Annotated in this window: 17 protein-coding genes; 7 read left to right on the top strand and 10 right to left on the bottom strand. The window is 70.8% G+C overall.

Annotation, left to right across the window (positions count from 1 at the left end):
* The first annotated feature begins 51 nt into the window (after window positions 1–51).
* From DZF91_RS39240 to DZF91_RS38455, 4 genes are all read left to right on the top strand, one after another.
* The gene (locus tag DZF91_RS39240; RefSeq protein WP_147341578.1) at window positions 52–345 is read left to right on the top strand and encodes a hypothetical protein; all 294 of its coding nucleotides are present in this window, start codon (window positions 52–54) and stop codon (window positions 343–345) included.
* 157 nt (window positions 346–502) lie between these two features.
* Window positions 503–1,336: an FG-GAP repeat domain-containing protein gene (locus DZF91_RS41475; RefSeq protein ID WP_199487189.1), complete on the top strand. Its 834-nt coding sequence runs from the start codon at window positions 503–505 to the stop codon at window positions 1,334–1,336.
* A 1,075-nt stretch (window positions 1,337–2,411) separates the two neighbouring features.
* Window positions 2,412–2,807, top strand: a complete 396-nt coding sequence (locus DZF91_RS38450; RefSeq protein ID WP_158588148.1) for a hypothetical protein — start codon at window positions 2,412–2,414, stop codon at window positions 2,805–2,807.
* Window positions 2,808–2,923: 116 nt separating this feature from the next.
* Window positions 2,924–5,503 (top strand): tetratricopeptide repeat protein, encoded by a 2,580-nt coding sequence (locus tag DZF91_RS38455; protein WP_158588149.1) that lies wholly within the window; start codon window positions 2,924–2,926, stop codon window positions 5,501–5,503.
* A gap of 392 nt (window positions 5,504–5,895) precedes the next feature.
* On the opposite strand, the gene DZF91_RS38460 is transcribed toward DZF91_RS38455, so the two are convergent.
* Window positions 5,896–7,551, bottom strand: coding sequence for a carboxylesterase/lipase family protein (locus tag DZF91_RS38460; protein WP_117361950.1), 1,656 nt, complete (start codon window positions 7,549–7,551; stop codon window positions 5,896–5,898).
* A gap of 110 nt (window positions 7,552–7,661) precedes the next feature.
* On the opposite strand from DZF91_RS38460, the gene DZF91_RS38465 reads away from it, so the two are divergent.
* Window positions 7,662–8,423, top strand: a complete 762-nt coding sequence (locus tag DZF91_RS38465) for a TetR/AcrR family transcriptional regulator (protein WP_117361951.1) — start codon at window positions 7,662–7,664, stop codon at window positions 8,421–8,423.
* Window positions 8,424–8,488: 65 nt separating this feature from the next.
* Here the strand turns inward: DZF91_RS38465 and DZF91_RS38470 are convergent, their stop codons facing one another.
* The 3 genes from DZF91_RS38470 to DZF91_RS38480 are packed head-to-tail and all read right to left on the bottom strand — an operon-like array spanning window position 8,489 to window position 10,153.
* Window positions 8,489–8,950 carry a TipAS antibiotic-recognition domain-containing protein gene (locus tag DZF91_RS38470; RefSeq protein WP_328589275.1) on the bottom strand — a complete coding sequence of 154 codons (462 nt, stop codon included), beginning with the start codon at window positions 8,948–8,950 and terminating at the stop codon, window positions 8,489–8,491.
* Entirely contained in the window at window positions 8,856–9,200 is a 345-nt protein-coding gene (locus DZF91_RS42550) for a DUF2268 domain-containing putative Zn-dependent protease (protein WP_235834871.1), read from the bottom strand. The genes DZF91_RS38470 and DZF91_RS42550 overlap by 95 nt, the downstream gene beginning before the upstream one ends.
* Window positions 9,201–9,256: 56 nt before the next feature.
* Window positions 9,257–10,153 (bottom strand): phosphotransferase, encoded by an 897-nt coding sequence (locus DZF91_RS38480; RefSeq protein ID WP_117361952.1) that lies wholly within the window; start codon window positions 10,151–10,153, stop codon window positions 9,257–9,259.
* Window positions 10,154–10,394: 241 nt separating this feature from the next.
* On the opposite strand from DZF91_RS38480, the gene DZF91_RS38485 reads away from it, so the two are divergent.
* Both DZF91_RS38485 and DZF91_RS38490 read left to right on the top strand, forming a co-directional pair.
* Window positions 10,395–11,444 (top strand): NAD(P)-dependent alcohol dehydrogenase, encoded by a 1,050-nt coding sequence (locus tag DZF91_RS38485; protein WP_117361953.1) that lies wholly within the window; start codon window positions 10,395–10,397, stop codon window positions 11,442–11,444.
* A 69-nt stretch (window positions 11,445–11,513) separates the two neighbouring features.
* On the top strand, window positions 11,514–13,343 hold the full coding sequence (locus DZF91_RS38490) for a glycoside hydrolase family 15 protein (protein ID WP_117361954.1): 1,830 nt from the start codon (window positions 11,514–11,516) through the stop codon (window positions 13,341–13,343).
* Window positions 13,344–13,446: 103 nt separating this feature from the next.
* On the opposite strand, the gene DZF91_RS38495 is transcribed toward DZF91_RS38490, so the two are convergent.
* From DZF91_RS38495 to DZF91_RS38520, 6 genes are all read right to left on the bottom strand, one after another.
* Window positions 13,447–14,295, bottom strand: coding sequence for an SMP-30/gluconolactonase/LRE family protein (locus DZF91_RS38495; protein ID WP_117361955.1), 849 nt, complete (start codon window positions 14,293–14,295; stop codon window positions 13,447–13,449).
* A gap of 45 nt (window positions 14,296–14,340) precedes the next feature.
* A complete protein-coding gene (locus tag DZF91_RS38500; protein WP_117361956.1) occupies window positions 14,341–14,940 on the bottom strand; it encodes a gluconokinase in 600 nt (199 codons plus the stop codon).
* A gap of 115 nt (window positions 14,941–15,055) precedes the next feature.
* Window positions 15,056–16,747 (bottom strand): glycerol-3-phosphate dehydrogenase/oxidase, encoded by a 1,692-nt coding sequence (locus DZF91_RS38505; RefSeq protein ID WP_117361957.1) that lies wholly within the window; start codon window positions 16,745–16,747, stop codon window positions 15,056–15,058.
* Window positions 16,747–18,261, bottom strand: a complete 1,515-nt coding sequence (gene glpK, locus DZF91_RS38510; protein ID WP_117361958.1) for a glycerol kinase GlpK — start codon at window positions 18,259–18,261, stop codon at window positions 16,747–16,749. The genes DZF91_RS38505 and glpK overlap by 1 nt, the downstream gene beginning before the upstream one ends.
* On the bottom strand, window positions 18,254–19,375 hold the full coding sequence (locus tag DZF91_RS38515) for a Gfo/Idh/MocA family protein (protein WP_117361959.1): 1,122 nt from the start codon (window positions 19,373–19,375) through the stop codon (window positions 18,254–18,256). Before DZF91_RS38515 ends, glpK begins: the two co-directional genes overlap by 8 nt.
* Window positions 19,376–19,400: 25 nt before the next feature.
* The coding region (locus DZF91_RS38520) for a carbohydrate ABC transporter permease (protein ID WP_199487187.1) at window positions 19,401–20,271 on the bottom strand (871 nt) is incomplete at its 5' end.

Consider the following 20,271-nt stretch of genomic DNA (forward strand, 5'->3'; position numbering starts at 1 on the left):
GCACCCCTTCGGAGAACCGAAGATTCAGGCCGACCAAAACGAGAGAGCAGAATGAAGCTTCTGGAAGGTCGGAGGCGTCCTGTCTGGCGCGCTGGTGATGTTGATGCCCTGGGAGGCGTTGCGTCCGCCGACCTCACCGAATACGGCTCCGGCACCGTGAACGGCTACGGCGAGCCGTGGGAGGACTGCGTCCAGAGTGTGGAGCTGCAAATCATCGGCCGTCGGGTGAGGGCGTCTGCGACCACCAGGTGCAAATCCCGCCACGACTTTCTCGTTCCCCTTGTCATGCTCTCGGGCGATCAAGGCAAATACGGCATGGTAGACAAAGGCAACTCCTGCCCCTGAGCCTGCTCCTGCGCGACCGAGTCGGTCTACCTGGACGAGATCACGGGAGTGGAGTAACGCGCCACCAATACCGGATACGTCGGCAGCGCCCCCTTCGGGTGGCCGCAGCGCTCCATCGCGCACGCGCGGATGACGGGCGGCGTCCGACACGGGCGGGCTGGTTCGGAGGCAGGGTCGGGCCGGGTTCGGTTGGGCGGACTTCGATGGTGACGGCAGGGACGACCACCTGCTCCTCAACCCGAACGGGGCCGTCTTCGTCTACCTGAACAGGGGTGGTGACGGGCACGGCGGCTGGGAGAACCTCGGGCAGGTCGCGGTCGGGTTGACCACCGACCGGACCCGGGTGCGGTTCGCCGACTTCGACGGGGACGGCCGGGCGGACTACAACATCGTCAACGACGACGGTTCGATGTCCACCTGGCTGAACCGCGGGGGCGACTTTTCCAGAGGCTGGGTTGCACTGATGGGGGTCGCCGGGGGGACGGGCTTCGGCAGCGGCCCCTGTATTCGGCTGGCGGACATGAACGGTGACGGCCGCGCCGACTACAACGTCATCAACGACAACGGCTCGATCACCACCCACATCAACAACGGCGGCGACAACCACGGCGGCTGGGCCAACTACGGGCAAACGGCCAGGGGACTCACCACCGACCAGAACGCTGTCACCCTGACCGACGTGACCGGCGAAGGCATGGCCGACTATCTCGTCACCAACACCGACAACTCCGTTCACGCCTACAGCAACAACGGCGGCGACGGACACGGCGGCTGGAACGATATGGGGCACCATCGCCACCGGCGCCTGACCCGGTCACTCCCCGCGTCAACCCTGGAACCTTCCACCGCGCCGCCCGTCGGCGGCATGCCGCTCCAGCCGAGACGACACGACCAGCCGTTGCGCCAACTGAGAAGGATCTGCCCATGGCGACCGAACGGCCAGGGACAGCCTCCGCCGGTCCTCTCCCCTGATCCCGAGGGACCAGCCTGATCCGCAGGCTGGTCCCTCCCACACCAAGGCGTGTTCCGCGGATCATACGGCCCTGTCGCGGCGCTTGCAGAAGTCGGTGTGAAGACCGGTGGGCATCCGCCGCGTGAGCCGCGGCGGACGTGTCCTGACCTTCTGGTCGGTTCGGGGATGGTCGCGGCGTTCCTGGGCGCTCGCAGCAACCAGTGACGAAACATCGGTCGCCAGCTTTCCCAAAATCCCGTTCAACACCGCCCGGCGATCAACCCACCTACCGCCCCGAGCGGGACGCGCAGGCAAAGCAGCTCGATCCCCCATCACACCGCGACCCTTATCAGCCCACCCCCACCGGTTCGTATCGGCCTCCCCAAACCGCCACCAGGGCGCGGCATCACCGAGGCCACCCCGTTCAGCGAGCAGGAGACCAGCTTGGCGACCGAGCCGAGGACGGCGCGGCGCTGACTATGCAAGCGGCATCCACGTGCTCCTCGACGTGCTTCTGCTCGAGGACGCCGCCGGATCCGCCGGAGGTTCCCCAGGCGATAGTCGAGCTGACCGACGTCAGGTCCGATGACCGTCAGCGCCATCGCCTCCCGCCGCTCGCCCTCGCCCCCAACGATCGGCGGGTGTATCGCCCTCGGCCGATCGTCATCGAGTCGTTGTCGCTCGTCCGTTCTGCGCCCGTGGTTGGCGGTCCGTTTCTCCTGGGTTGTGGCGGACTCTGTCCGAAGCTTGGCCGGGTCATTGTCCCGGGCGGGCCGCATGTTCGTGACGGTCGTCGGTGACGTAACACGTGCTTAGAAACGAAGGTGTGGGCTACTCGCTGGGCTCGTCGACGTCCGGGCCGCGCGTGGCCGTGTTCGGCCGGGCTGCCGTCGAATTCCTGGCCCTTGTCGTCCGGATACGCCGGTTTAGCTGGACGGCGGCGGTCAGGCGCATGGAGGCTTGATGGCGAGGTGGCACGGGCTGGGCGGGTCGGCGTGTCTTGGATGCCGGTGGAGCGTCGCAGGGGGCTGGGACGTTGGCTGCTGTGGAGGTGGCGATGAGTGCCGTGAGTGGTGAGCGATCGCGCGCACGGGCGGCTGGGGTTGTGGCCGCGGTGAGTGTGGTGGTCGGTGCGGTGGTGAACGTGGCGACGGGGCTGGCGACCCAGGGGTGGGACGTGGTGACGTGGGTCGCGACGGCGGCGTCCGTAGTCGTGGGGGCGGGTGTGATGTGGTGGCTGACCATGCGCGCGACGGTCGAACCCGAGACGCCGGCGGCGGGGGTGTCGGCGTCGGGGGATGGTGCGATCGCGGCCGGGGGATCGGTGCGCGGGTCGTCCACCCAGGTGCGGCGCGCGCCCGCGGCGGGGACGGGGGCCGTGCCGCCCGGACCGCCTGAGGCGAGTCCGGCTGCGGAGACGTCCGCTTCAGGGGCGGGGGCGATCGCAGCGGGCGGGGATGTCGAGGACTCGCGTACCGAGGTGACCGGCGCCGATGCGGCGGCGTCATGAGCCGACGCAAAGGCAGCGGACGTCGCAAGCGCACCCCGCAGTCCGGTAACCCAGCCCGGCAGTCGAGTGGGGAGAGGGGGGACGCGTTGATGGTGAACGCGTCAGGTCCTGGGGCGGTGGCCGCTGGGCGCGACGTCATCGGGTCGTCCACCCATGTCCACCAGGCGGTACCGCTGCCGCGCGCCGACGAGGTTGACCCGCCGCTGGGGGTGGCGCCGCGGCTGCCGTTCCGCACGCAGAGATTCGTCGGTCGTGTAGGCAAATTGGCCGAGTTGGATGTGGCGTTGGCGGGTCCGGGCGGGACGGTGGTGCAGGCGGTGCACGGTCTGGGCGGGGTGGGCAAGAGCACGCTGGCCGCGCACTGGGCGCACCGGCACGCCGCCGACCACACGTTGACCTGGTGGATCACCGCCGACTCCGCGGCGGGCGTCACCGCGGGGCTGGCGGAGCTGGCTCAGATGCTGGTTCCGGAGCTGGCCCGCGACACCGCGACGGCGTCGTCGGTGGGATTGCCGGAACGGGCGGACTGGGCACGGCAGTGGCTGGCCACCCACGCGGGTTGGCTGGTGGTGCTGGACAACGTCACGCATCCCGAGGATGTCGCCGACCTGGTGACCGGCGCCCCAGATGGCCGGTTCCTGATCACCAGCCGGCTGCGGGAAGGCTGGGACGACATCGCCTCGGCACTGGTCGAGTTGGACGTGCTCAGCCCCGCCGAGGCACTGGAGCTGCTGCGCGGCATCATCACCACCGGACGCCCGGACGCGAGCCTGGATGGGGACGCCGCCTTGTGTGCCGAGCTGGGGTACCTGCCGCTGGCGCTCAGACAGGCCGCCGCCTACATCCGGCAAACCCGCATCACCCCCGCCCGATACCTGGCGATGCTGGAAGAGCAGCCGGCGGTGATGTACGACCGGGCCGCGCGCGGCAGCGACGCGTCCCGCACCATGGCCCGGATCTGGCGCCTCACCCTGGACGCCCTCACCGACACGCCCCTGGCGGGCCACGTGCTGCGGATCCTGGCCTGGTGGGCACCCGAAGACATCCCCCGAAACCTGCTGGATCCGCTGGGAGACCCGGTCGAGATCACCACCGCGCTGGGCGACCTGGCCGCCTACAACATGATCGGCCTGGAAGAGGACACGGTCACGGTCCACCGCCTGGTCCAAGCGGTCGCCCGCACCCCCGACCCACGCACCCCCGACCACCCCGACGCCGACCCGCACCGCCGGTCCACCGACATCGACAACGCCCGACACCAAGCCACCGACCTGCTCAAACAAGCGACCCCCACCGACTTCAACGCACCGGCGGGATGGCCCACCTGGCGGGCCCTGCTCCCCCACATCGACGCCTTAGCCGAACACGCCCCTGAGGCCACCGACACCAGCACCACCAGCCTGCTCGTCAACCACACTGCGATCTTCCTGATCGAGCAGGGAGATTTGACGCGCGCCCTCGGCTACTTCGAACGTGCTCTGAACGCCAACCAGCGCCTCCACGGCGACGACCACCCCAAAACGCTGATCGCGCGGAATAACCTCGCGGGTGGCTACAGGACGGCGGGAGATCTGGGCAACGCGATCCCCCTGTTCGAACGCAGCCTGACCGACCACAAACGAATTATGGGCGACGACCACCCCGACACTTTGAACACGCAGTACAAGCTCGCGGTCACCTACGAGTCGGCGGGGGATCTGAGTCGGGCGATCCCCTTGCTCGAACGCACCCTGAGCGACCATAAACGAGTCTTGGGCGACGACCACCCGGACACCCTGAACACGCGGGACAGCCTGGCCTTCACCTACCAGGAGGCAGGTGATCCCGGTAGGGCGATACCGCTGTACGAACACATCCTGACCGACTGCGAACGGGTCCTCGGCGACGACCACTCCAGCACTTTGAACGCGCGGAACAACCTCGCCTACACCTACCAGGCCGCAGGTGATCTGGGTCGGACGATCCTGCTGTACGAACGCGTCCTGGCCGACCGCGCCCGGCTCTTCGGGGACGACCACCCGAGCACCCTGACCTCCCGGAACAACCTCGCGGGCGCCTACCAGACGGCGGGGGACCTGCGCCGTGCGATCCCGCTGTACGAACGCACCTTGTCCGACTGCGAACGGGTCCTCGGCGACGAGCACCCGAGCACCCTGAACACACGGCACAACCTCGCGAGCGCCTACCGCGAGGCTGGGGACCTGTGGCGGGCCCTCCCGCTGTGCAAACGCACCCTGGCCGACTGCGAACGGGTCCTGGGGCACGACCACCCCTTGACCCTTAACACGCGGAACAACCTCGCAGCCGCCTACCGGGAGTCGGGGAACCCGCGCCGCGCGATCCCCTTGTTCAAACGTGCCCTGGCCGACCGCGAGCGAGTCCTGGGCCACGACCACCCCGACACGCTGACCTCGCGGAACAACCTCGCAGCCGCCTACGATTCGGCGGGGGCCCCAGGCCGTGCGATACCGCTGTACGAACGCACTCTGGCCGACTGCGAACGGGTCCTCGGTGGCGATCATCCCGACACCCTGAACACGCGGAACAACCTCGCGGCTGCCTACGGTTCGGCGGGAAACCCGCGCCGCGCGATCCCCCTGCTCACACGCACGCTGGCTGACTGCGAAAGCATCCTTGGTTTTGACCATCCGCTTACCAAGACGGCGCGGGCCAATCTGGAAAAAATCCGCAAGTAGAGCTGGCGTGCAGAAGTCAGCAGACAATACCGCCAGAATCACAGGCAATAATCTGCGCAACAGCCGAATCGCTGAGATCGTCGCCGACTCGGGGCGACATAGCCGTCCTATGCGATGGCGATCTGTTCGGATGACGTAACTCGGCTGGCGCTCCGGCGCGGGAGTTCGGAAGTGCGTCCCGAACTCCCGCGCGTGCCAGTGGCCGGGCCGACCCTTGCTCCTCCTTGTGGTCTGGCAACGCGTCCGCGGGCATGGTCGGGGCGCGGGCTGCTTTTCGGGTATGCGAACGGGTGTTCGCTGCCCTTGTGCGGATTCCCCGGAACGGTGTCGAGGTAGTGGCGTCAGAGGGAGGAGGGTCGGCGGTGAGGGGGGCCGGATTTCGTGGGGTCAGGTCAGGAGTCGATGGTCTTCCAGAAGGCGCACTGGTGTTCCGCGTTGCGGTCGGCCCGGCCGATCGGGGTGGCGAGTGACTGCACCCAGCCGTCGCTCTGGAATTGCGTCCAGCCGGGTCGGCCGCTGCTGTTGGGGTTGCCGGTGGCGGCGAACCGGGACCAGTAGCTGATCATGGTCGTGGAGAGCTGTCGCTGGGCGGGCGTCTGCGGGCCGGGGAGTTGCTCGTCGTCGAACAGGTACTGCAGTTCGGCTCCGTGGAACGCGCCGGTGGGGAAGTCGGGTGCGCGGAGGGTGGTGAACCACGGCGCCGTCTCGTCCGCGAACTCGTAGGCGTAGACCGGAGTGTGCGCGGCGAGTGCGCGGTCCCGGTCCTCGGCGGGGCATCCCCAGGCCCAGTCGGTCACGACCGCGGACAGCGCCTCGCCCGCGGAGTGGAACCTGGCGACCGGATACCGGACCAGAACGCGGCGCATGTCGGCCGGGCGGAACAGGGCGGCGAGCTGCTCGCGGTAGCTAGCCGGGGTGGTGACCTTCTTGGTGGCGACCTCGATCGCCGCGGTGAACAGGCGGTGTTCGTCCCGAGTGGTTCCCTGCATGACAGGGACACGGTTGAAGCGACCGGTCGCGAAGGCGCGCTCCGGGCTGAGCGGCAGGAAACCCCCGCCGACGGTGGGACCTGACCCGACACCGACGTCGGACCACTTGGCCAGTTTGCCGACGGACTTGGCGCGCAGGCAGGCCGCCGCGGTCACCGGGTTGGCGCAGCCGACTTTGACCGCCACCTTGAGACCGTTCTTCTGACGTTCGGCGCGGGGCAGGGGGAACCAGGTCGGGGGTCCCGGCGACCACTTGTCACCGGTGCACTGCGCGCTCTGCACGATCGCGCGATGGAACAGCCCAGCCGAAGTCGGCGCGGCAAGCTGGGCGCAGACGCTGGTCCCGCCCGCGGACTCGCCGAAGATCGTGACGTTGCCGGGGTCACCGCCGAACGCCGCGGCGTTGCGCCGCACCCAGCGCAGTGCGGCCTGCTGGTCCTCGAGGCCGAAGTTCCCGGACAGGTTCCGGGCCTTGCCGTGGTCGAGCGCCGGGTGGGCCAGGAATCCGAAGATCCCGAGCCGGTAGTTCGGGCTGACCACGATCACGTCGCCCTCGGCGGCCAGCCGCCGCGCGCCGTACAGGCCGGCGGCGCCGCTGATGAACCCGTTGCCGTGGAACCACACCATCACCGGCAGTTTCCGTTTCCCGGGGACGCGCGGCGTGGTGACGTTGAGGAACAAGCAGTCCTCCGTCGTGCTGGGCGCATCGATCAGCCCGGCGGCCTGGGGGCAGCGGTTGCCGGGCTTGGTGGCGTCCCGTACTCCCCGCCATGGTTTGGCCCGTTGCGGCGAGGCCCAGCGCAGGTCGCCCACCGGTGGCGCGGCGTACCGAATCCCCTGGAACACCCTGGCAGTCGAGTCGACCCTGCCGCGGACGGCGCCGTCATCGGTCCGAACCACGGTGGAGGCGGCAGGGCCGTGGTCGCCGCGGTTCGGTGACGGCGTTTCGGCCGCTCCTCCTCCGACCATCGAACCCGAGAGCAACGCGGCGGTGAGGAGCACCACCACGGTGCCGAGCCGTTGGAGGCCTGGCGCGGGGTGTCGATACAGCGGTCTCATGTCGCGCTCCCTATTTGTGTGTGGGTCACACTAATTTAGGTGTGGGGCGCACACGAAGTCAAGGTAGAGTCGGGCGGGCAGGGTTCCCGGTCGAGCGGAGGAGGCCACGGATGTCGGTCACGGAGGACTCCGAGCTGCCGCCGGGACTGGCCCTGGCGTGGGGCGTCCCCGTCAAGACGACCAAGCTCGGGCGCAAGCCGTCGCAGAGCGTCGAGCAGATCGTCCGCGCGGCCGTCGAACTGGCCGACGCGGACGGGTTCGAGGCCCTGTCCATGCCCAGGATCGCCCAGCGGCTCGGGCTGACCGCCAACGCGATCTACCGGTATGTGAGGTCCCGGGACGAGTTGCTGGTTCTGGTCGCCGAGGCCGCCTGGGGCACGGCGCCGGACCTGGCGTCCGGGTCGGGAGACTGGCGCGAGGCGGCGAACAGGTGGACGCGGGCGATGATCGACCGGTTCGACGTCCACCCCTGGCTGTGCGACCTCCCCGTCCGCGGGGCCCCGGTGACGCCGAACCTGCTGGACTGGACCGAGGCGATCCTGGAAGTGCTGACCGGCGCCGGGCTGACCCCCACCGAGGCGCTGAGCTGTGCGTTCGTCCTGGACGGCTATGCGCGGCAGATCGGCGGCATGCGACGCGACCTGCGGTCCAGCACCGCGACTCCGGCGCAGTCGGACGCCGTGGCCCGGTTCCTCCTGCCCCGGCTGCGCGAACGCGGTCACTCCGTCCTGGCTTCCATGATGGACGGCGACGACTACACCGATGACGTCGTCGACGATGACGTGACCTTCGGCCTCGACCGGATCCTGGACGGGATCGCCGTACTGGTCACGGCAGAACGTGGCGCGAAGCCAGCCGAGCAGGGTGATTGAGGGGCCCTCGAATGTGCTCGACGCTGCTGGTCAGCCGCCGGTAGCGCGTCTGCGCAGCACACGGGTTACATCCGGGTCCGCGCGTACTCTCGCAGCGCGTCGCGGACGAACATCGCCCCCGCGGCATCGTCGTACATGCCGGCGAAGCGGGGATCGTTGACGTACAGGTCCCCCAGACCCTTCACCATCTCGATCGAGCGCTCCCGGTCACCGTCGGCCGTGGGGGTCCCCGGGATCTGACTCAGCCACTGGACGTGCCGGGCGGCCAGCGACTGAGCGCGTTCCGACGTCGGGGAGACCCCGGCCTTCACCGCGGCGACCCATGCGGCAACGAGGTCTTCGGTAGCCTGCTTCCAGGCCCGCTGCTGGTCACAGGACTTGCCGTGCCACCAGTCGTCCTCACTTGGAACGCGCGCTCGCCCCAGCGTGAGATCACCTCGTCCTTGTAGCGGTCGTTGAACCCCGCCAGCATGACGTCCATCCGCGGTTCCACCCCGCCCGCAGGGCCTCGAGCGTGTGGCGCACAGACCGGATCTGCCGTTCGATGCGGTCCCGCTCCTGTTCCAGTGCGGCGATGTGGGCGCGGAGCCCGTCGCACGTGATCTCCGAGCTGCCGGCGTGCAGGGCCTGCGCGGCCGTCTGCCCTGTCGCCGCCAGATACGTGTCGACCAGCCGGTTGCCCGCGGCGTACCCGGCGCCCATCGGCAGTCCCACCGGCGTCAGGCCGAAGCGCTCGGCGCTGGGGTCGCCGTGCGCCCAGGCGGTGAAGTTCTGCACGCCTGTCACCTGGAGTCCGGTGAGCACTCTCCCTCGTCCGCCGCCGAGGTGCGGCTTCAGGGGCGGAGGGCGAAGAAGGCTTCGACGCGGCGGCGATGGTAGTCGCGGTCGTCGTCGTGCGGGTCGATGTGGCGGTGCGCGCGTTCGAAGTACGCGGCCTCGCGGCGCAGCCGGTGCCGGATCAGCTGGACGACGGTCTCGTCGTCCATGTCGCCCGCCGTTCCGCCCGCCTCGTGGTAGTCGGCGACGAACCGGCGGCGCTGGTCGAGGGTCGCCGAGAACTCGTCGGTCCACTCCAGCGCGGCCGAGGCGACCTCCAGTTCGGGGGCGCCGACGACGGCCTCGTCCCAGTCCAGGACCGCGACGAGCCGACCGTCCCGGGCCAGGGTGTTGCCGATGTAGTAGTCGCCGTGCAGCGGGTGCCGAAGGGGGCGGCGGCGATGGAACTCGACCAGCCAGCGGTCGAGCCGCGGGTCGGCGAGGGCGGGAGCGTCCGCCGGGGGCCTGCCGTCCAGGCCGATCTCCAGCCACCCCTGAACCGGACGCGCCGGAGGCCGGAAGTCGGCCACGGCGCGGTGGAGTCGCGCGAGGAGCCGCGCTCCTTCGCAGCGCATCGGCTCCTCGTCGGCGTCCGGCCACTCCCCCTCGACGAACGGCCAGACCGATACCGGACGTCCTTCGACGCGGACGACCGTGGCCCCGCCGCGCGTGCGCAGGGCTGCGACCGCCTCGGGCATGGACGCGGCGGCGTGGACGGCGACCGCGTGGCACCATTCGGCCTCGGCACTGGTCCGCTGCAGCGGACCGACCCGGATGACGAGGTCGCCGGACCTGTACGCCGCCGACTCCTCGCCGCCGTACAGGCGCACCGGCCCGTCCTCGACACGCCGTCCCCATTCCGCCAGGACGGCGTCGCGCATGGCCGCGGTGAGCGGCGTCTCCGTGAACACCACCGTCCCGACCGTACCCGTTCATGATCATGGTCGGGACGGCGTCCGGTGCGCCACTCGGCCGAACTTGGGACGCCAACGGCCTGACTGCGTGGGGGCCAAGGAATATTAAAGCGGAATTAAATGCAGAGCGAATTGTGCGGGTGTTGGGGCCGGTGGCGCCGAGGTAGAAAGCAGTTCCCCGTGGGAAGAATGCAGTTCGCCGGTAGAAGAGTGGGCTGCGGTACTCGGAGAAGGCGGTGTCATGAAAGCGTTCGTCATGAAGGAGATCGGGCGGGTCGGGCTGCTGGACAAGCCGACGCCGAGGCCGGGTCCGTTGGACGCGATCGTGCGGACGGCCGCCGCCCTGATCTGCACTTCGGACTCCCATACGGTCGCCGGCGGAATCGGGCCGCGGGAAGACCTCACCCTCGGGCACGAGGCGGTCGGAACGGTTCACGAAGTGGGGTCCGAGGTGAGGGACTTCCGGCCCGGAGACCGGGTCCTGGTCGGCGCCATCACCCCCGACTGGGGCGACGCCGCTTCCCAGAACGGATTTCCGTCGCAGTCCGGTGGGCCACTGGGCGGTTTCAAATTCGCCAACTCCAAGGATGGGGTGTTCGCCGAGTACTTCCATGTCAACCACGCCGACGCCAACCTGGCGAAGATCCCCGACGGGGTGTCCGACGAGGCGGCTGTGTACTGCGCGGACATGCTCTCGACCGGGTTCATGGGCGCCGAGCACGGAGACATCCCGATGGGCGGGACGGTGGCGGTGCTGGCCCAGGGGCCGGTGGGGCTCATGGCGACCGCGGGGGCCAGGCTCCTGGGCGCCGGTCTGGTCATCGGGGTCGAGTCGGTGCCCGCCCGGCAGAAACTGGCTCGCGCCTACGGGGCGGACGAGATCGTGGACTTCACCAAAGAGGACGTCGTCGAGCGGGTCCTCGAGCTGACCGGGGGCCAGGGGGTGGACACCGCCATCGAGGCCCTCGGCGCGGACGCCACCTTCCAGACCGCCGTGAAGGTCGTCAAGCCCGGCGGGACGGTCTCCAATGTCGGCTATTACGGCGAAGGCGAGTTCGTGCGCATTCCCCGCGTCGAGTGGGGGGTCGGGATGGCGGACAAGACGATAGCGAGTGGCCTGTGCCCGGGTGGGCGGCTGCGTATGGAGCGGCTGCTGCGGATGCTGGAGACGAAGCGGGTCGATCCGACCCGCATGACGACGCACAGGTTCTCGTTCGACGAGATGGAAAGGGCCTTCGAGGTGGCGGACAAGAAACTCGAAGACGTGGTGAAGGTTCTCATCACGTTCTAGTGCCGCGGAGGGCGCCGCTTTCCCGGTGGCGGCAGTCCCGTCCTTGGGGAGAAGGAGCCAGGAGCCGACATGCTCGATCTCGATCCGCCGTTCCGTGCGGTCCACCGCCCCGACGGCTATCCGCGGCTGGAGGACCTGGGGCTGGTCGGGGACGGCGCGACGGCGGCACTGGTGGGACTGGACGGGGTGATCCCGTGGCTGTGCCTGCCCCGCTTCGACAGCGACCCGCTGCTGTGCGGCCTCCTCGATCACCGGCACGGCGGGCATTTCGCGGTGACCGTCGAGGATCTGCGCGAGGCGCGCCAGTACTACGAACCCGACACCGCGGTGCTGGTGACCGAGATGCGCGGCCCGGCAGGCCTGCTCAGGCTCACCGACGCGATGGGACTGCGGAGGGGCGCCGATCTCTCCGACGACGCGGGCGCGAGCCGGGCGGAGCTCGTCCGGTCCGCCGTCGTGGTCGAGGGGACCGTGCGCGTGCGGGTCGAGTTGCGTCCGCGCGGGGGCGCGGAGGCACGCGTGCTGGCCAGCGGGCTCGCGGTAGAGGTGCCCAGGCATCCCGACCTGCGGTTGCACCTGCGCTGCAACCGCCCGCTGCCCGACCTGGAGGCCGTGTACGAGTTGCAGCGGGGCGACCGTCTCGACCTGACGCTGGCCTGGGGGCGCGTCCACCGCCACCACCGGTTCGACCCCGAGGCGGTGCTCCGGGAGACCGCCGCGGCATGGCGCCGCTGGATGGCGTCCTTCAACTACGACGGGCCGCAGGAGCCGATGGTGCGGCGCGCCGCGATCACGCTGAAGCTGTGCGACGACTGGCTCAACGGCTCGCTGGTGGCGGCGCCCACGTCCTCGCTGCCCGCGCCGACCGGCGGCATCCGCAACTGGGACTACCGGTACGCCTGGATCCGGGACGCCGCCTTCGCCGTGTTCGCGCTGCGCCGCGTCGGGTTCGGCACCGAGGCGGACGCCTTCCTCGGCTGGGTCCTGGACGCCTTCGAGAACAGCCGGGAACCGCGGATCATGTACACCGTCCGCGGCGGGTCCGTCCCGCTGGAGGTCGAGGACCCGGGCTTGGCGGGCTACCGGGGGTCCGCGCCCGTCCGCTGGGGCAACGGCGCCGCCGACCAGCGCCAGCACGACATCTACGGCGAGGTCCTGGACTGCGCCGACCAGTGGCTGCGCGCCGGCGGTGATCTCCAGCCCGCGCTGTGGTCGGACCTGGTGGAGCTCGCCCGGACCGCCGAGAACGCGTGGTGCCGACCGGACCAGGGCATCTGGGAGGTGCGCAGCCAGGGCCGGGTCTTCACCTACTCGGCCGGGATGTGCCAGGTCGCCCTGGACCGGGCCGCCGGCATCGTGGAGCGGCTCGGCCTGCCCGGGCCGGCCGACCGGTGGCGCGCCGCGGCCGACAGGGTGCGCAGCCTGATCCTGGAGCGGTCCTGGGACGAGGACGCGCGGACCCTGAGCGAGCACATCGACGGCGGCGGGAGCCTGGACGCCAATCTGCTCGCGCTCCCGCTGCGGAAGGTCGTCCCGGCCGACCACCCGCGGATGACGGCGACCACCGCGGCCATCGCCGAACGCCTCTCCGCCGGTGACGGCCTTCTCTACCGCTACCTGCACGACCAGTCGCCCGACGGCCTGGCCGGTGACGAGGGCGCGTTCCTGCTGTGCAGTTTCTGGATGGTGGACAATCTCGCGTTGCAGGGCGACGTCGAACGGGCCGGGCAACTGTACGACTCGCTGTGCGCACGGGCCAGCCCGCTCGGGCTGCTGCCCGAGCAGATCGACCCGACGACGGGCACGTTCATGGGCAACTTCCCGCAGGCTTTCAGCCACATCGGCGTCATCGCCAGCGGCGTGACCCTGGCCCGGGCGAAAGCGGGCCCGACGACGTGAGCAGCCGACGTGATCGCCCGGTGGGAACGGCCGACGTGAGCGGTCGTCCTGAACGGCCGACGTGAGCGGTCGGTGTTAGCGGTCGGTGTCAGCGGCCGGCTCGTCATCCGGCGAAGCCGCGTACCGGCCTGCCCCTCACACCCACCGCCGCCCGGAACAGCGAGCCGGCGGCAGGGACCTCGTCCGGGGCGAGCCCTTCACGCGACGTGGTGATGTAGAGCTCGTCCAGGCCCGGCCCGCCCAGGGCGCACGCGGTCACCCCCCGCACCGGCACCTCGACCACCTCGTCCAGGACGCCGGCTGGCGTGTAGCGGCGCACCTCACCGCCCTGGTTCAGGGCGACCCACACACCGCCCTCCGCGTCCACGGTCAGGCCGTCCGGAGCACCGTCCTCGGCCGGCACCGACACGAAGGCCCGACGCCCGGTCAGACCCGACGCCCCCTCGTAGTCGAAGACGTCGATCCGCTGCGTGGCGGTGTCGCTGTAGTACGCCAGGGCGCCGTCCGGGCTCCAGTCGAGCCCGTTCGAGATGGTCACCCCGCTGAGTGCGACCGCCGTGGCGCCGTCCGGGTCGAGCCGGTAGAGGGCACCCGCGCCCGGTCTCTTGTCGTAGGCCATGGACCCGCAGTGGAAGCGGCCGTCCGGATCGCAGGCGCCCTCGTTCATCCGGATCCCCTGATCGGTCCAGAGTTCGGGGAGGCGCGTCAGGGTGCCGTCGGCGTCCTCCAGCACGAAGCCCCGCTCCACCCCGATGACCGCGCCGCCGCCGCGCCGAGGGCGCAGCGCGGCGGCGACACCGTCCACGTGCCGCCTGCCGATGGTGCCGTCGGCCCTCAGCGACAGCACGTCGCCGGCCAGCATGTCGACCCATCGCAGCCCTCCCCATGCCGGGGACCAGACCGGCCCCTCCCCGTGGAAGGCCACCGCATCGGTGATCTGCTCAGCGCGCATCGAAGTCTCCCCCCAGCGTCGCTCGACACGTACCGTCTCGAAGACTCACCCTGTCGCCGGACCTTTCGGATCCGAAGGGTGCGGAGGGTCCGGAGGGTCTGACGCCGAGGTGGTCAGCGCCGCCACGATGTCGTCGGTGATGACCTGCGGAGAACCAGCGACCGACACGCTCAGCACGTCCTCGTCCGAGGCGGGCGGCTCCAGTTCGCGGAACTGGCTGTCGAGCAGGTCCGCATCGAAGAAATGGCCGACGCGGGCGTGCATCCGGCGGGCGATGAGGTCGCGGTCGCCGTCCAGATAGACGATGGCGACGTCCGCGCGGTCGCCCGCGAGGCGGTCCCGGTCGTCGCGTTTGAGCGCGGAGCACGCGAGCACACCGGGACGGCCCTCGGCCAGCCTGCTCCGGATCCAGGCGTCGAGCCGGTCCATCCACGGTCGCCGGTCGGACGCGCCGAGCGGTGCGCCGGAGCGCATCTTCGCGATGTTCCGCGGCGGGTGGAAGTCGTCGCCCTCGACGTACTCCCAGCCCAGCCGGGCGGCGAGCGACCGTCCGATGGTCGACTTCCCGCTTCCGGACACGCCCATCACCACGATGACCGTGGGCGCGCGCGACCGTCCCCCGGCCCCCCTCAGGCCCTCCCCCATCACCAAGCGGTTTCTACCCCCGCCCCACCAGCACAAACGGACGTGGCCGGGCCGGGAACCGCCGAGGGGCGACCGCGTCAGGACCCGCGGTCGCCCACGTCTTTCGTGGGAGCGCTCAGCCGGCGAGGGCCTCCCGGCGGACGGCGTCCGCGGCGCGGTCGTCCAGGGCCGCCTCCGCCTTCAGTTCGGCCTCCACGCGCGCGTGGTACGCGGCCACCTCCCGCTCGAGGTCGGCCTCGTCCCAGCCGAGCAGCGGAGCGGCGATCCGCGCCGCCGGACGGGCCGCGGCGCGTCCCCGGTCGGGCGTCTCGATCGAGACGTGGGTCCGCCGGACGAGCAGGTCGTCCAGGTGGAGGGCCCCCTCGGCGAGCGCCGCATAGTAGATCTCGGCGTTGAGATACGACTCCGCCCCCTCCAGGGGCTCGCCGAGACCCGGGTGTTCACCGACGAGGTCGAGCAGCTCGGTCGTGAGCGTCCCGTAGCGGCGCAGCAGGTGCTCGACGCGCCACTGCGGAAGGCCGCTCGTGCGGGCGTGCAGGGCGCGCTGGTTCCACGCCGCCGCGAAGCCGTCCGCCCCGAGGAGCGGAAGGCGGTGGGTGCACGACGCCGGCACCTTCTCCGGCAGGTCGCGGACCGCCGCGTCCACCGCGTCCTTGGCCATGACCCGGTACGTCGTGTACTTGCCTCCCGCCACGACCGTGAGGCCCTCGACCGGGTTCGCCACGGCGTGCTCGCGCGAGAGCTCGGCGGTCTCGGCGCTGTTCCCGGCGAGCAGCGGCCGGAGTCCGGCGTAGACGCCGACGATGTCGTCCCGGCCCAGGGGGTTCTTCAGGAGCTCGTTGGCGTGGTCGAGGATGTAGTCGACGTCGCTCCGGCTGGCGGACGGGTCCCGGAGGTCCAGGTCCCAGGGGGTGTCGGTGGTGCCGATGATCCAGTGCCTGTCCCACGGGATGATGAACAGGACGCTCTTCTCGGTCCGGCTGATGATCCCGGCGGAGAGCTCGATCCGGTCCCGCGGGACGAGGATGTGGACGCCCTTGGACGCCCGGACGTCGAACGGCGCCCGCGCGCCGCCCATCTTCTGGATCTCGTCCGTCCACACGCCCGCGGCGTTGATGGTGCGCCGGGCCCGCACCTCGTGCTCCTCGCCCGTCTCCCCGTCGCGGACCACCGCGCCCGCGACGCGCGACCCGTCGTAAAGGAACCGCACCGCCTGCGCGCGGTTGAGGCAGACCGCCCCGTAGTGCGCCGCCGTCCGGGCGAGGAGCATGGTGTAGCGGGCGTCGTCGGTCTGGCCGTCGTAGTACTTCACCGCTCCGACGAAGGCGTCGTCGCGCAGCCCCGGGGACTCGCGCAGCACCCGCCTCCTGCTCAGGTGGCGGTGGCCGGGGACGCCGCGCCGTCCGCCCATGGTGTCGTAGAGCAGGACGCCGCTGCCCACGTACGGGCGCTCCCAGACCCGGTGCCGCAGCGGGTAGAGGAACGGCACCGGCCGGGCCAGGTAGGGGGCGAGGGTGCTGAGGATGAGGGAGCGTTCCTGCAGCGCCTCCCGGACGAGCCCGAAGTTGAGCTGTTCCAGGTAGCGCAGGCCGCCGTGGATGAGCTTGCTGGACCGGCTGGACGTGCCGGAGCCGAAGTCGTGGGCCTCCACCAGGCCGACGCGCAGGCCGCGGGTGACCGCGTCGAGCGCCGCGCCGCAGCCCACGACGCCGCCGCCGATGACCAGCACGTCGAGGTCCGTGTCCGCGAGGGTCCGCGCCGCCTCCCGGCGCGCCCGCGGGCCGAGGGTCCGAGCTCGGGTCGTCATCACATCTCCACCCAGTCCAGCGCCCGGGCGACCGCCCGGTGCCATTCGTCGCGGGCCGCGGCGCGGTGCTCGTCGGAGCGTTCCGGGAGCCAGCGGCGGTCCTCGTGCCAGTTGTCTCGAAGTTCGGTGGTGGACGTCCAGTGGCCGGCGGCGAGGCCGGCCGCGTAGGCGGCGCCGAGCGCGGTCGTCTCCGCGACGACCGGACGGCTCACCGGGACGCCGAGCAGGTCCGCCTGGATCTGCATGCACAGGTCGTTCGCGGTGACGCCGCCGTCCACCTTGAGGACGGTCAGTTTCACGCCGGAGTCCTTCTCCATCGCCTCGGCGACGTCCCGGCTCTGGTGGCAGATGGCCTCCAGCGTCGCCCGCGCCAGGTGCCCCTTGTGGCTGAACCGGGTCAGCCCGACCAGGGCGCCGCGCGCGTCCGGCCGCCAGTGCGGCGCGAACAGGCCGGAGAAGGCGGGGACGAAGCAGGCCCCGCCGGTGTCGGGGACCTGGCGGGCGAGGGCCTCGATCTCCGCGGCGTCGCGGATGATGCCCATCTGGTCGCGCAGCCACTGCACGGCCGCCCCGGTGGCCGCGATCGATCCCTCCAGCGCGTACACGGGCGGCTCGTCGCCGAAGCGGTAGCAGACCGTGGACAGCAGTCCGTGGTCCGACCGGACGAGGGTGGTGCCGGTGTTGAGCAGGAGGAAGTTGCCGGTGCCGTAGGTGTTCTTGGCGTCCCCCGGGGCGAGGCACAGCTGTCCGACCATGGCGGCCTGCTGGTCCCCGAGTACGGCGGTCAGCGGCACCGGGCCCTTCAGCGGCCCGGTGGCGGTGGTCAGGCCGTGGCCGTCCGGGACGGCCGACGACCGGATCTCGGGAAGCACCGACCGCGGCACGTCGAAGACCGCCAGGAGCTCGTCGTCCCAGTCGAGCGTCTCCAGGTCCATGAGCATGGTGCGGCTGGCGTTGGTCACGTCCGTGGCGTGCACGCCGCCGTCCACGCCGCCGGTGAGGTTCCACAGCAGCCAGGTGTCGAGGGTGCCGAAGACCGCGTCGCCCGCCTCGGCGTCGCGGCGGGCGTCCGGGACGTTGTCGAGGATCCACCGCAGCTTGGCCCCGGAGAAGTAGGTCGCCGGGGGAAGGCCCGTCCGGTGCCGGACGAGCCGTCCGCGGTCGTCGGACGCGAGGGCGCCGACCAGGGCGTCGGTCCGGGTGTCCTGCCAGACGACGGCGTTGCCGTAGGGGCGTCCGGTGCGGCGGTTCCACACGACGGTCGTCTCCCGCTGGTTGGCCACGCCGAGAGCGGCCAGGTCGCGCGGGCCGAGCCCGGTGTCGGCCATCACCTTCTCGATGACCTGGACGGTGTTGTTCCAGATCTCGACCGGATCGTGCTCCACCCATCCGGGCCTCGGCAGGATCTGCCGGTGCTCGACCTGCGCGCCGGCGACGACGTGGCCGCCGTGGTCGAAGACCATGAAACGGGTGCTGGTCGTCCCGTGGTCCACCGCCGCGACGAGGTCACCCAAGACCGGCCTCCCTCGGGAGGCCCCGCCCCCGGCCGGCCGCGGCGGCGTCCCCGTCCCGGCCGGCGACCCGCGGTGCCGCGGCGGTGCCGGTCTTCGCCGACTCCTGGGCGGCCAGCGCGAAGGCGAGGACCTCCGCCCCCTCCTCGCCGGTCAGGGACGGGGACGTGCCGTCGCGGAGCGCGTCGACGAAGTGCCTCCCGGAGTTCAGGAAGCTGCTCTCCCAGCCGGTCGGCATGTCGGAGAAGCCGCGGGTCTCGCCGTCGCGGTACAGGATGACCGGCGGCACGTCCAGCATCCGCCCGTGCCCGCGGGTGACCCAGATGACGCCGCGCGTCCCGGTGATCTCGACGCGGTCGTCCTGCGCGTACTGGGCGGTGTGGAGCCGCAGGTCCGGGGAGTAGGCCACCTCGAGGGAGCCGACCTGGCCGTCCGGGTGGTGCCAGCTGACGATGGACGGGCAGTCCAGGACGCCGTCCATCGAGGACCCGATGAACGCGTGGACGCGGTCGGCGAGGCCGAGGAAGTACCAGGCGATGGCGAACTTGTGGTGCCCGTCGTCGAAGACCAGCGGCCCGCCGCCGCACTTGGACTCGTCGATCCGCCAGGCCGACGCGGCGGCGGGGACGTCCCACGCCGTCGGGCTCCAGCCCGGGTTCGACTTGATGCGGATGCTCAGCAGGTCGCCGATCTCGCCGTTCTCGACCAGTTCCTTCGCGCGCACGACCGGCGGGTAGAAGACGAAGTTCTCGAACACCTTGAACGTGACACCGCGCTCGTGCCCGGCGCGGACCATCAGGGCCGCCTCGTCCATCGACAGGGCCATCGGCTTCTGCAGCGACACGTGCTTGCCGGCGTCCATCGCGTCGAGCGTGATCGGGGCGTGGAGGTGGTGCGGCACCAGGATCTCGACCGCGTCCACGTCCGAGCGCGCGAGCAGGTCGCGGTAGTCCTGGTACCGGCCGCTCTCCGGGACGCCCCAGGCCGCGCCCCGGGTGGCGAGGTTGGCCGCGTCGGGGTCGGCGACGGCGACGATCGTCGCCTCCGGGTGGTCGAGGTAGGCGTGGGCGTGCAGGTCCGAGATGCGGCCGCAGCCGATGATCCCCAGTCGGATCACAGTGGTTCTCCTCAGGTTGTGAAGGTCAGCCCTTGACCGCGCCGGTGGTGATGCCGGCGATGAAGTGCTTCTGGAAGGCGATGAAGACGGCCATCGTGGGCAGGCTCGCGAGCACCGCCATCGCGGCCTGGGTCCCGTAGGCCACGGAGAACTGGCCCTGCAGGGAGAGGATGCCGACCATCACGGTCCGCACCTCGTCCGAGCGGGTGAACACCAGCGGGTACAGGAAGTCGTTCCAGATGAAGGTGAACTGCAGCGTGGCCAGCGCCGCGAGCGCGGGACGCGCCACCGGCAGGATCACCGACACCAGGATGCGCGGCTCGCTCGCGCCGTCGATCAGCCCGGCCTCCCGCAGCTCGTCCGGCACCGAGCGGAAGAAGTTCCGCATGACCAGGGCGCACAGCGAGATGCCGTAACCGCCGTGGACGATGATCATCGGCCACAGCGTGTCGTAGAGGCCGTTGACGTTGAACAGCTTGAACAGCGGGATCAGCAGGACCTGCGGCGGGACGAACAGCCCCGCGACGAAGAAGAGCGTGATCAGGCCGGCGCCGCGCGGGCGGAGCTTGGCGACCGCGTAGCCGACCAGGGTGCCGAGGACGACGGAGACCGCCGTCGCCGGGACCGTGACGAGGAAGGAGTTCAGCAGGTAGGTGCGGGCGTTCCCGTCCGACCACGCCTTCAGGTAGTTGTCGGTGGTGAGGTCGCCGCTGGGCGTCCACAGCCCGTTCCGCGCGATCTCGGGGTTGGACTTGAAGGACGTGAGGACGACGCCGAGCACCGGCGTCAGGAACGCGATGCCGAAGACCAGCAGCAGCGCGAGGGCCAGGGCACGCCCGCCGCGTTCGCGGCGGCGCGGCGGCGCGGGGACCCGCCCCGGGGCCGTCTCCTCGCCG

The sequence above is a fragment of the Actinomadura logoneensis genome (genome assembly GCF_003428695.1).
Lineage (GTDB): Bacteria > Actinomycetota > Actinomycetes > Streptosporangiales > Streptosporangiaceae > Spirillospora > Spirillospora logoneensis.